The organism is Mycobacterium sp., assembly GCF_035623875.1.
GTDB lineage: Bacteria > Actinomycetota > Actinomycetes > Mycobacteriales > Mycobacteriaceae > Mycobacterium.
Genome location: NZ_DASPSP010000010.1, coordinates 17037 through 28812 on the forward strand (window position 1 = coordinate 17037; position 11776 = coordinate 28812).

General features: G+C 64.3%; 11 protein-coding genes and 1 pseudogene. 3 read left to right on the top strand and 9 right to left on the bottom strand.

Annotated features, from left to right (window positions below; genetic code table 11):
• Nucleotides 1-106 precede the first annotated feature (106 nt).
• Both VEI45_RS01065 and VEI45_RS01070 read right to left on the bottom strand, forming a co-directional pair.
• A complete protein-coding gene (locus VEI45_RS01065) occupies nucleotides 107-1423 on the bottom strand; it encodes a hypothetical protein (protein WP_324849265.1) in 1317 nt (438 codons plus the stop codon).
• A gap of 182 nt (nucleotides 1424-1605) precedes the next feature.
• Nucleotides 1606-3027: a hypothetical protein gene (locus VEI45_RS01070; protein ID WP_324849267.1), complete on the bottom strand. Its 1422-nt coding sequence runs from the start codon at nucleotides 3025-3027 to the stop codon at nucleotides 1606-1608.
• Here VEI45_RS01070 and VEI45_RS01075 point away from each other — a divergent pair.
• Both VEI45_RS01075 and VEI45_RS01080 read left to right on the top strand, forming a co-directional pair.
• Nucleotides 3001-3402, top strand: coding sequence for a hypothetical protein (locus VEI45_RS01075; RefSeq protein WP_324849269.1), 402 nt, complete (start codon nucleotides 3001-3003; stop codon nucleotides 3400-3402). The two genes, VEI45_RS01070 and VEI45_RS01075, sit on opposite strands and share 27 nt — an antisense overlap.
• A 542-nt stretch (nucleotides 3403-3944) precedes the next feature.
• Nucleotides 3945-4355: a helix-turn-helix domain-containing protein gene (locus tag VEI45_RS01080; protein WP_324849271.1), complete on the top strand. Its 411-nt coding sequence runs from the start codon at nucleotides 3945-3947 to the stop codon at nucleotides 4353-4355.
• A gap of 4 nt (nucleotides 4356-4359) precedes the next feature.
• On the opposite strand, the pseudogene VEI45_RS01085 reads toward VEI45_RS01080, so the two are convergent.
• From VEI45_RS01085 to VEI45_RS01115, 7 genes and pseudogenes are all read right to left on the bottom strand, one after another.
• Nucleotides 4360-4558: pseudogene (locus tag VEI45_RS01085) on the bottom strand (acyl-CoA dehydrogenase family protein); the annotation flags it as partial.
• Nucleotides 4559-4569: 11 nt separating this feature from the next.
• On the bottom strand, nucleotides 4570-5715 hold the full coding sequence (locus VEI45_RS01090) for a thiolase family protein (RefSeq protein WP_324849273.1): 1146 nt from the start codon (nucleotides 5713-5715) through the stop codon (nucleotides 4570-4572).
• Entirely contained in the window at nucleotides 5708-6514 is an 807-nt protein-coding gene (locus VEI45_RS01095; protein ID WP_324849275.1) for an enoyl-CoA hydratase/isomerase family protein, read from the bottom strand. Before VEI45_RS01095 ends, VEI45_RS01090 begins: the two co-directional genes overlap by 8 nt.
• Nucleotides 6515-6590: 76 nt before the next feature.
• On the bottom strand, nucleotides 6591-7808 hold the full coding sequence (locus VEI45_RS01100; protein WP_324849277.1) for a CaiB/BaiF CoA-transferase family protein: 1218 nt from the start codon (nucleotides 7806-7808) through the stop codon (nucleotides 6591-6593).
• Nucleotides 7808-8569: an SDR family NAD(P)-dependent oxidoreductase gene (locus VEI45_RS01105; protein ID WP_324849279.1), complete on the bottom strand. Its 762-nt coding sequence runs from the start codon at nucleotides 8567-8569 to the stop codon at nucleotides 7808-7810. The genes VEI45_RS01100 and VEI45_RS01105 overlap by 1 nt, the downstream gene beginning before the upstream one ends.
• The gene (locus tag VEI45_RS01110) at nucleotides 8569-9735 is read right to left on the bottom strand and encodes an acyl-CoA dehydrogenase family protein (RefSeq protein ID WP_324849286.1); all 1167 of its coding nucleotides are present in this window, start codon (nucleotides 9733-9735) and stop codon (nucleotides 8569-8571) included. Before VEI45_RS01110 ends, VEI45_RS01105 begins: the two co-directional genes overlap by 1 nt.
• Nucleotides 9736-9860: 125 nt before the next feature.
• Nucleotides 9861-11159 carry an amidohydrolase family protein gene (locus VEI45_RS01115; protein WP_324849281.1) on the bottom strand — a complete coding sequence of 433 codons (1299 nt, stop codon included), beginning with the start codon at nucleotides 11157-11159 and terminating at the stop codon, nucleotides 9861-9863.
• 253 nt (nucleotides 11160-11412) lie between these two features.
• Here VEI45_RS01115 and VEI45_RS01120 point away from each other — a divergent pair.
• On the top strand, nucleotides 11413-11776 hold a 364-nt coding region (locus tag VEI45_RS01120), incomplete at its 3' end, for a carboxymuconolactone decarboxylase family protein (RefSeq protein ID WP_324849283.1).

The following is an 11776-nucleotide window of genomic DNA, read 5'->3' on the forward strand; positions in this document are numbered from 1 at the left end:
CGGAGTCCCGCCGGCGCCTCACCCGCGGCCGATCCCCCCGATGCGGCCGCCGGCGGGGTGCGGTAGACACCGAAACCGCCCAAGAATTAGGCGGCACAACCGGTGGTCAGGGACCCAGATGACCAGCAGCGCTGTAGCTCTTGTCTTCGCGGCTCTGCTGGTTCTCCCCGACAGCATTGTTCTCGTATGTGACCTCGACACCACCGATGCCGTGAGCGGGATCGTAGTTCACCACGAGCGGCGGCGTCTTGCCACCCTCCTCAATCAGATCAACCGTTGGTGGGGGCGGCACACGCGGCTGAGGCGGAGCAGCCTCCGGCGGAGCCGGCGTTTCGGCGAACTTCTGCGTTGTGGCACCAACCGTCGGTGGCCCGGACGGCTGCATCGATGGGGGCCGAGGCCGGTTCGGTGCCTTGACGGGCTCGCCGTCTACGTCGGTCAGCATCGGACGTTCGGGCGCTCTCGGGGCCACCGGAACCTTCGGCGGAACCGGGGGAGCGCCTGGCACCTTCACTCTAGGCACCGCCGATGCGGGTGCTTTCACCCTGGGACCCCGAGCGGTGTCGACGACCCTGGGTGGCGCTGGCATCTGCGGTCTGCGCACCTCCGGCGGCCATGCCGTCGGGACGCCCACTCTGTGTCGCCTGTCCCGCCAACGGCGCCGGGCGAGTGCCAGCAAGCCGGCCAGAAGAGCAGGTATGCCGAGGCCGATCACCAGAGGCCACCACTTGAAGCCCTTAGCCGTCGGCGCATAGGCGGCAGGTGGGTTCACAGTGACGTTGGGGGTGGGCACGGCGGCGGTCCCTTCTGCAGTCGGCGTTGCGGGCTTGAATCCCGGAATGGACGCGGCGAGTGCCGGCGGCACCGTCGCCAGGCCGGCACTGTCGGACCAGCGAATCTCAGTTCCCTGGGGTCCGACGAATTTAGCAACGCTGACCCCGTTGACCTCGGTCATGTCCGCGCTCGGATATCCGAACGGGCCCCTGGTGGCGCCACTTGCGCGCCAGGCATCGAGCAACCTGCCCTTGATCACGGAGGCGCCCATCGCCGGTGTCCAATAGATTGCCGCACCGCCGGGCCCGGAGAAGTCGTTGAACCGGCCCACGTCGTCACCGACGGCGCTCTCGTTGTTGACCGGGAATCCGATGCCGCTGTCTGGGCCTCCTAGGGACCGGAACTTCCCCAGAATCTTGCCGTACATCACCTTGGCGTCCGTCTGCGGCGAGTAGAAGATCGCGCCGCCGCTGTAGTCCTGCCGGGCGCCGCCCTGGACGTCGACGGCCTCACCGATCGGCGTACCCAGCAGCCCGGAAGCTCCGCCGAAATCGGCGTAGCGGTGATTGATCGCGTCGATGGCCTCCGCGGAGGGATCCGCCGAAGCCATGGGGGAGCCCATGAGCAGGCCCATCCCCAACACAGCCACGCCTCCAACGGTGCAGATAAGCCTGCAACGGCGGCGCAGTCGATGGGTCGGTGTGCTGGTGGGCTGTCGTGTTGGTGACACCACAAACTCCTTGGTCCGAGAACAACAAGAACAACAAGAGGAGGAGTCAGCTGGGCTGGCGGTTCCCCGGTCTCGGGATGGCCGGGGAACCGCCCAGCAGGTCACCGCGGTGGGTGCTTCTCCCGGTCGTCCGCGCGCTCATGTCGCGGTCGCTGCTCGTACGTGGGCTCGACCACACGTCCGCTGCGAAACTCCGCCGACTCATCACCGGCGATGTCGTCTTCGGGGTGCCGATCGGTTGAGCGTTCCACCCACTCGGTCTCGCGGATGCCGCCCTTCTCCAGGAACCTAGCCTTGACCTCGGAGGCCTTGCCCGTGGCCTCGTGGGTCACCGTCCTGACCGATTCCTGGCTCTCGACGACAGTCTCAACCGGCCGTTCCACGAACTTGTGAACGATGACCGGCTTCTCCACCACGACCTCGACGACCTTCTCGACCGGCTTCTCGACGATCTTCTCGACCTCGCGGTACACCGGCTTCTCGACGATCTTCTCGACCACGGTCTCGACCGGCTTCTCGACGATCCGCTCCTGGATGTGCTTGACCGCCTTCTCGATCACCTTCTCCACGAGAATCGGTGTCTGGACCATCTTTTCAAGCACTCGCTCGACCGGCCGCTCGACCACCTTCTCGACGATCTTCGGTCGCTCGACGACCTTCTCCACGGAATGGTCGATGGGCTTGTCGATGACCTTCTCGACGATGTTGGGCTTCTCGACGGTTCGCTCGATGACCCGGTCGACGGGCCTGTCGATGACCTTCTCGACGATGTTCGGTCGCTCGACGACCTTCTCGACGACCCGGTCGACGGGCCTGTCGATCACCTTCTCGATCACGTTCGGCTTCTCGACGGTTCGCTCGACGACCCGGTCGACGGGCCTGTCGATGACCTTCTCGATCACGTTCGGCTTCTCGACCACGCGCTGGACCACACGATCGACAACCTTCTCCACCGGTTTCTCGACGATCTTCTCGACGACAACCTCGCGAGGCACCTCGACGACCTTGACCACCGGCTTCTCGACCACGACCTCGACGACCTTCTCGACCGGCTTCTCGACGGTCTTGTAGACGATCTTCTCGACCGGTATCTCGATCACTTTCTCGACGATCTTCTCGACCGGCTTCTCGACGACGCGTTCGACGATCTTGTCGACGGGCTTCTCCACGGCCCGTTCAACGATCCGCTCAACTGGTATCTCGACGACCTTGTCCACGACGTTGACGACCGGCTTCTCGATCAGTCGTTCCACCGTGACGGGCTTGTTCACCACGTTGTCGCGAATGTTGACGATCAGATTTTCTACCAGGCGCTGGACTTCGGCGGGGCGCTCTTGGACGTTGTCGACAACCGTCACCACCAACTTCTCCACCAGGCGCTGCACGTCGACGGGCCGGTCGGCGATCTTGTCGACGATGTTGACCACCGGACGCTCGACCAGCCGCGGGATGTCCACCGGCTTGTCTTTCACGTTGTCGACGATGTTGACCACCGGATGCTCGACCAGCCGCGGGATGTCCACCGGCTTGTCTTTCACGTTGTCGACGATGTTGACCGCCGGCTTCTCGACCAGCCGTCCGATGGTCACCGGTTTGGCTACGACGTTGTCATGCACGCTGACGACGGGTCGTTCCACCGTACGCCGGACCTGAATCGGCTTGTCCACCACGTTGTCGACCACCGTCACGACCGGTTTCTCGACCAAGCGGCTGACGGTCGCCGGCTTGTCGACCACCTTGTCGACGGTGTCGACCACCAAGCGCTCCACCACCCGCTCCATCGTGACCGGTTTGTCGACAACCTTCTCTACTGGTTTTTCGACGAGCCGCTGCACGGTGTAGGGGCGCTCCACGACGTCGTCGACGACGTTCAGGAACGGTTTGGGCGAACCCGATGACTTTTCGACCATCTTGCCTCCTGCCCTATCGATGAGGGCCGAGACATGCGGTCGTGTCCCGACCCGCGAGTTTCCCAAGATGATCATGGCACAAATTGACTGTGGTGTTCATCACTTTTCGCCGCTTTTTTAACGCTTCGGCACTTTTTGCGCTATAAGGCTCGGCGCAAACTGCAGCCCGACCCATTGCTGCGGATGGTGGTTGTGGCAAATTGGGCATTTTGTGGCGGCCTGGCAGTATCGCTAGTCGTTTGCGGGCGGGGTTGTCGATTCGGGTGGATCTGGTCAGCCACCGGGAGGTCCGGATGTGACGCCGAACGCGGACAAACGAAACGGCTGGGCCGTGCAGAGACAACGCCTGTGTTGGCTACGTCACAGTTAGAAGGACGCGCTGGGCGTTTACTTGTGTCAGGTGTGGGGTATCCCCAACTGTGTTGAGTGCGTCACAAAGGCGCGGCAGGCGTGTCGGTTTCGCCAAACTGGGATGAGTAGTGCTAGAACTTCTGCGACGGACTGCGGATGTCGGACATTGGGAAGGAATCATGGTCAGTACCGTGCCGTACTGCAACGGCCAATGCGGCCTGCAGATCGACGCAGACGAACGTCCCTGGCTGGCACTTATCGGTTACCCGACGGAACGCATCGAGCCCCGCGGAGGGCAACTATCGTTGCTCTGTCCCGACTGCGAGGCGGACAAGCTGGCATCACTGGCCGAAATGGCTGAGCGCCTACACCACGTACAGACCGTTCGGTTGCCCGACCACCGGTTCGACACCGTGATGTCGGTGTTCGCGGACCCCTTCACGATTGGCGAGACGGCCCAGGCGCTTAAGGTAGACGTGGGCACGGTGTGGTGGCTGATCAAGGGAGGTCGCTGCCCCGTTCTGCGTGAGGGCCGCAAGGTCCGAATTCCCGTCTGGTGGATCGAGATGGGAGACCACGGCTGCAACTGACTTAGTCGGGGAACCCGGAGCCGCCATACTGCCCGGGATGGCCATGCCGATCATCCCGAGCCTGCCGAGCGTTTCAAAGACCTCTCGCGGCATCTTGCCGGCCTTCTCCCATTCGGCGTAGTGCGGTGCGTCGCTTTCTCCACGAATTCGCGGGCCAGCTCCCGGAATGCCTCGTGATCTTCGGCGAACAGGTCTCGACGCATGAATTCCCCTGTCAGGCAACCAGTTCCACGAGCGTGGCGTTGGCTGTGCCACCGCCTTCACACATGGTCTGCAATCCGTAACGAATACCGTTGTCGCGCATATGATGTGCCATCCGGGTCATCAAGACGGCGCCCGACGCGCCGAGCGGGTGACCGAGCGCGATGGCGCCGCCCAGCGGATTGACCCGGTCCGGGTCGGCGCCGGTTTCGGCCAGCCAGGCGAGCGGCACCGGGGCGAACGCCTCGTTGACCTCGAACACACCGACCTCGTCCAGCGAGACACCCGCCTTGGTCAGCACCTTCTCGGTGGCAGGAATGGGACCGGTGAGCATCAGCACCGGGTCCGCTCCGGTCACCGCGCCGGCCCGGTACCGCACCAGCGGCGTCAATCCGAGCTCGAGCGCGGTTTGCGACGTCATCACCAACAACGCTGCCGCGCCATCGGAAATCTGCGAGGAGTTGCCGGCGTGAATGACCCCGTCGTCGACGAAGGCGGGCTTGAGCCCGGCAAGTTTCTCGACGGTGGTCCCCCGCCGGACGCCCTCGTCGGCGGTGACTGCGGTCTCGTCGATAAAAACCGGGACGATCTGCTCGTCGAAGGCCCGGTTGTCCTGGGCCGCGGCAGCCCGTTCGTGGGACAGCGCGGAGTATTCATCGAGCCGGGTACGGGAAAACCCCCACTTCTTGGCGATCATCTCGGCGGATAGCCCTTGGTTGAAGGAGAAATCGCCATAGCGGGCAAGCACTTTGGGTCCGTAGGGCATTCCGGTGGCCCTGGCCGAACCCAGCGGCACCCGGCTCATCACCTCCACACCGCCGGCCACGACCACGTCCTGCTGGCCCGACATCACCGCCTGCACCGCGAAGTCGAGGGCCTGCTGGCTGGAACCGCATGCCCGATTGATCGTCGTGCCCGGGATGGTCTCGGGCCAGCCAGCGGCGAGCACCGCGTAGCGACCGATATTGCTCGACTGATCCCCGACCTGCGACACGCAACCCCAGACGACGTCGTCGATGATCTCCGGGCCGATGCCGGTGCGCTGCAGCAGCTCGTTGAGCACGAGACCCGACAGGTCGGCGGCGTGCATGCCGGACAGCCCGCCGTTGCGCTTGCCGACCGGTGTGCGCACCGCTTCGACGATGACTGTTTCACGCATTTGTCTGCTCCGATCTCGATACCGCCCACCGACCAGTAAACGACGGCTCTCGCCGCTCTGCGAACGCGGCATACGCCTCGCGTGCATCGTCGGTGGCGAAATTGACGCCCTGCGCGCGGGCTTCGTTGGCCAGCGCATCACGTAAGGTCCGGTCGGCGCCCTCGTTCAGCAACGCCTTGCTTTGCGCCAGTGCAATCGTCGGGCCGGCCGCCAGCCGGTCGGCGATGTCGGTGACGAAACTGTCGATCTCCCTGGCGGACACCACCCAGGTGACCAAGTTCAGCGCCTGAGCCTCGGCGGCGTCGATGGTCTCGGCCAGCAGCGCCAGCCGCTTGGCCTGTTGCAGGCCAACGATTTTCGGCAGCAGCCAGGAGCCGCCCAGATCCAGCGACAATCCACGCTTGACGAAGATCTGCGAGAACGTCGATTCCGGGGTGGCCGCGACCAGATCGCAGCCCAACGCCAGATTCCAGCCGGCACCGACGGCCACACCGGTCACCTTGGCGATTGTCGGCTTCGGCAGCTCGTGCAGCGCCAGCGCCACGTCGGTCAGCCGTTGCAACTTGTGGACGGGATGGCTGTCGTCCGGCGTCGAGATGTCGGCACCGGAACAAAACGCACCGCCGGCACCGGTGATCACCACCGCGCGCACCCCGCGTTCTTTGCCGGCGGCGGTCAGCGCGTCGGCCAGTGCGATCCACAAGTCACGGTTTATCGCGTTCTTCCAATGCGGTCGGTTCAGCGTCAGCGTCCGCACACCGTTGCGGTCACTGCACAGCAGCACGGATTCCTCGCCCATCAGCGCCGCTCGCCCCCGCTAGCGGGAGGTGCCCCCACCTCATCGCTTCGCTCTGCATCGTCGCCGGCGCGGGACATCAGGGGTAGGCCGGCCCGATAGCGCCTTGCACCCGCAAAGCGTCAATCTCGTTCTGCGACATGCCGAGCTCGGAGAGCACCGCATCGGTATGCTGCCCGAGCCCGGGCACCGCGCCCATGGCCGGCTGATAGCCGGCGATCACCGGAGGCGGTAGCAAAGCCGGAATCGGGCCGGCCGGCGTGTCGACCTGCCGCCACCGGTCCCGGGCCGTCAGTTGCGGGTGCACCAGAACCTCGCTGGGCAGGTTGTACCGCGCATTGCCGATCCCCGCGGCGTCCGCGGTCTTCTGCACATGTTCCAAGTCGTGCGCTGCGCACCAGGCGCCGACGGCCTCGTCCAGGATGTCCCGGTGCGCGCAGCGACCGGCGTTGTTGGCAAACCTCGGGTCGTCGGCAAGGTCGTCGCGCTTCAGGATTTGGCGCGAAAGCCGTTGCCATTCATTATCGTTCGTCGTGCCCAGCACGACGGTCTGGCCGTCGGCGGTATGGTAGGCGCCATACGGCGCCACCGCAGGCGAACTCATTCCCAATGGCTGCTGGTCGATACCGGAATGCTGGGCGAAGGTGAGCGGGTAGCCCATCAGATCGGTCATGGTGTCGAACAAACTCACCGCGACAGTGGTGCCGCGGCCGCCGGGGGCCGACCCGGCGTCGCGTGAATACAGCAGAGCCAAAATCGACAGTGCCGAATACAGCCCGGTGCTGATGTCCGCCATCGGAGGCCCGGGCTTGGCCGGCGCGCCGGGATGGCCGGTGACAGCGCATGCACCGGATTCCGCTTGCGCGAGTAGGTCGTAGGCACGTTTGTGCGAAAGCGGTCCGCCAGGGCCGTACCCGTCGATTTCGACCGCGATCACGTCCGGGTGGCTTTCCGCCAGATCCGTCGGCGCGATGCCCAGCCTGGCAGTGGATCCTGGGGCGAGGTTGGAAACCAGTACATCGGCCCGGTCGAGAAGCTGATCCAGAACGGCAAGTCCGGCTGCGGCTTTCAGGTTGAGCGTGACCGACTCCTTGCCGCGGTTGGCCCAAACGAAGTGCGCGGCAAGCCCGTTGACGACGTCGTCGTAGTGCCGGGCGAAGTCTCCCCCGTTGGGGTTTTCCACTTTGATGACGCGTGCACCGAAGTCGGCGAGCACCCGTGTGCACATCGGAGCGGAGACCGCCTGCTCCAAGGCCACCACGGTGATTCCCGCCAGCGGCCCCCCGGTTGCCGTCATCACATCACCATGCCGCCGTCCACCGGCAACACCTGACCGGTGATGTAGGAGGCGGCGTCGGAGGCGAGAAAGACGAACGCACCCGCGACCTCCTCCGGTTCGGCCCAGCGCTTCAACGGAATCCGGGCCATCATGTTGGCCGCGAATTTCTCGTTGGTCCGAATGGTCTCCGTCATCCGGGTCGCCGCAAGCGGAGCGAGCGCGTTGACCAGGATGTTGTTGCGCGCCATCTCACGGGCCAACGATTTCGTGAACCCGATGATACTGGCCTTGGCCGCCGAGTAGTTCACCTGGCCGAGCGTGCCCGTGATCCCCGCTGACGAGACCACGTTGATGATGCGGCCGGTGCCATCGGTGGGCATAAGCTTCAGCGCGGCCTGAGCGCAGTGAACGGCTCCCATCAGATGGATGTCGAGCACCCGCTGAAAGCTTTCGTCGGTGAGGTCGGCGAACATCGCCGGCGCCGTCACCCCGGCGTTGTTGACCAGGATGTGCAGCACACCCTCGGTGAGCCCGGCGGCCTGTGCCGCCGCAGCGTCTGCGGCCGCACGGTCTCGCACATCCAGCGCGACACCTTCAGCCTTGCCGCCGCCCGAGCAAATGCGTTGGGCGACCGCCGAAGCAGCGTCAGCGTCCACGTCGCTGACGAGTACCGCTGCGCCGGCGGTGGCCAACGCCTGGGCGACGGCCGCTCCGATCCCACTACCGGATCCGGTGACCAACGCCGATCGTCCGGCCAGGTCGAACAGGGAGTTGGTCATCAGTAACTCCTCGGCAGTTTCAGCACATGCGACCCGAGGAAGTTCAGGATCATCTCCTGACTGACCGGCGCAATCTTCATCAGGCGGGCTTCCCGGAAGTACCGGGACACGTGGTACTCCTCGGAATAGCCCATGCCGCCATGCGTTTGCAGTGCCCGGTCGGCGGCGGTGAAACCGGCGTCGGCGCAGAGGTATTTCGCGGTGTTGGCCTCGCGTCCGCACGGTTTGCCGTTGTCATAGAGCCAGGTGGCTTTGCGCAGCATCAATTCGGCGGCGTCCAGCCGGGCAAGCGAATCGGCCAGCGGGAACTGAATGCCCTGGTTCATCCCGATCGGCCGGTCGAAGACATGGCGTTCGTTGCCGTACTTCACCGCCTTCTCCAGGGCGACCCGGCCGATACCCAGCGCTTCGGCGGCGATCAGCATCCGTTCCGGGTTGAGGCCGTCGAGGATGTATTGAAAGCCCTTGCCTTCCTCACCAACTCGATCTTCGACCGGGATGTGCAGGTCGTCGATGAACAACTCGTTGGAGCTGACGGCGTTGCGGCCCATCTTGCGGATCGGCCGAACTTCCACCCGGCTACGGTCCAGGTCGGTGAGGAACAGCGTCAGCCCATCGGTCTTCTTGGTGACCTCGTCATACGGCCGGGTTCTGGTCAGGAGGAGAATCTTCTGCGACTCGAGCGCCTTGGAAATCCATACCTTTCGGCCGTTGACGACGTAGTGGTCACCGTTGCGCTTGGCGAACGTCGTGATGCGCGAAGTGTCCAGGCCCGCACCGGGTTCGGTGACCCCGAAGCACACGTGCAGTTCTCCCGTCGCGACGCGCGGCAGCGTGCGCGCCTTGAGCTCATCGGAGCCGTGCACCACCACGGGGTGCATGCCGAAGATCGACAGGTGAATGGAGCTAGCGGCGTTCATTCCACCGCCCGATCTGGCCACTTCTTCCGCCAGCAGCGTGGCTTCGGTAATGCCGAGGCCGTGACCGCCGTACTGCTCTGGGATCGTCATACCCAGCCAGCCGCCGCCGGCGATCGCCTGATAGAACTCGTGCGGAAACTCGTGCGCCTGATCTTTTTCCATCCAGTAGTGGTCATCGAACTTCGACGCCAGCTCAGCGACCGACTTGCGGATCAGCACTTGGTCGTCGGTCAGCTCGAAGTTCATCCCACCGCCGGGCACTGGTAAATCTCCTTCGATCAGTTCAGGCACCGGCTTTCGGTGTCAGCCCGCTGCGCCCGGCTTCGCCGCGCTTGCGACCGCCACCGGCGCGCGTGCATTCCGGTGGCGCGTCAGTCCTTGTTGCCGGTCAGCTCTTTCGCGTTGGCGGCGAAGTCCGCGAACGACGAACCCGACCTGGTGTCCTTGTGGTGGCTCAGCGCCCGGATCGAAACGTCGTGGCCCTCAGCGGACTTGCGCAGCGCACCCACGGATGCCTGCGCGTGAGTGATGTGGCTGAACGGGTCGAAGGAGTACCAACGCATGGCGTTCTGGTAGGCCATCTTATTGATCTCGTCGTCCGGCACATTGTTGACGGACAAGACCTCCCACAGCTCCTCGGGCGCGCCCGGCCACATCGAGTCGCTGTGCGGATAGTCGGCTTCCCAGCAGATGTTGTCGATGCCGATCATGTTGCGCAACGCCACACCCACCTTGTCGCTGATGAAGCAGGTGAGGAAGTGCTCGCGGAAGACTTCGCTGGGCAGCTTGCCGCCGAAGTTCTGGTGCGTCCAGGTGGAGTGCATCTCGTAGGTCCGGTCGGCGCGCTCGAGGAAGTAGGGGATCCAGCCGGTACCGCCCTCGGATAGTGCGATCTTGAGATCCGGGTATTCCTTGATCGGCCGCGACCACAACAGATCCGCGGCAGCCTGCACGATGTTCATCGGCTGCAGGGTGATCATCACGTCCATCGGTGCATCGGGTGCTGTGATCGCCAGCCTGCCTGAGGACCCGATGTGCACGTTCATCACGGTGTTGGTGTCGCACAACGCTTTCCACAGCGGGTTCCAGTATTCGTTGTGGAAACTCGGATAGCCCATCGCCGCGGGGTTCTCGGTGAACGTCAGTGCGTGCACGCCCTTCTTGGCCACCCGCCGCACCTCTTTGGCGCACTCTTCGGCATCCCAGATCACGGGTATCGCCATCGGGATGAACCGTGCCGGGTAGGCACCACACCACTCGTCGATGTGCCAGTCGTTGTAGGCCTGCACCAACGCCACCGAGAACTCTGGATCCTCGGTGGCGAACAGGCGCCCGGCGAACCCGGGGAACGACGGGAAACAGATCGAGGCCAGGATGCCTCCGGCGTTCATGTCCTTGATCCGCTCGTCGACGTTGTAGCAGCCCGGCCGAATCTCGTCCAGGCCCTGCGGTTCCAGCCCGTACTCCTCTTTCGGGCGTCCGGCCACCGCGTTGAGCGCGACGTTGGGGATCACGGTGTCGCGGAACTGCCAGGTGTCCGAGCCGTCCGCGTTGTGCACCAAACGCGGCGCGTCATCGGCGTACTTCTTCGACAGGTGGTTCTTGAACATGTCCGGTGGCTCGACGGTGTGGTCGTCGACGCTGATCAAAATCATGTCGTCTTTGTTCACTGGCCGTTCCTCTCCGTCGGGGGTCGTTCGGCGGCCCGTTCTCTCGAGTATGAAAATTATCTTCTCAGATCGCGAGAATCAACATCTTCACGCTACCCCGACCATGGTTGGGGTCAAGGTCTCCGCAGCAGCACAGCCCGCACCTGAGGATGACGTTTCCGCAGGTCGAGTACAAAACATTGACCAATCCGCGAGTTCGTGGAAACCTATTGGTCAAATATGAGAATATGATTCTCGTAACTGAGGAGGCCGTATGCGTCTGTCGCCGTTGCCGGCGGATCAGTGGGACGACGCTGCCCGGCACGCGGTATCGGTCATGCTGCCGGAAGAGCGCCAGAACCCGGACGACGCCGGCACCTTGCTGTCCACCCTGGTGCGTCATCCGAAGCTGACCCGCGCCTATCTGCGATTCAGCACGTACCTGCTGTATGGGTCGACGCTGCCACCGCGGATCCGCGAGCAGGTCATCCTGCGGGTCGCGCACCGTCGCGGCTGCACCTACGAGTGGACGCATCACGTCGACATGGGCAAGGAAGTCGGCCTGACCGACGCCGACATCGAGGCCGCGCGCTCCGGCAATGCGGACAACGACTTCGATCGCGCGTTGTTCTGCGCCG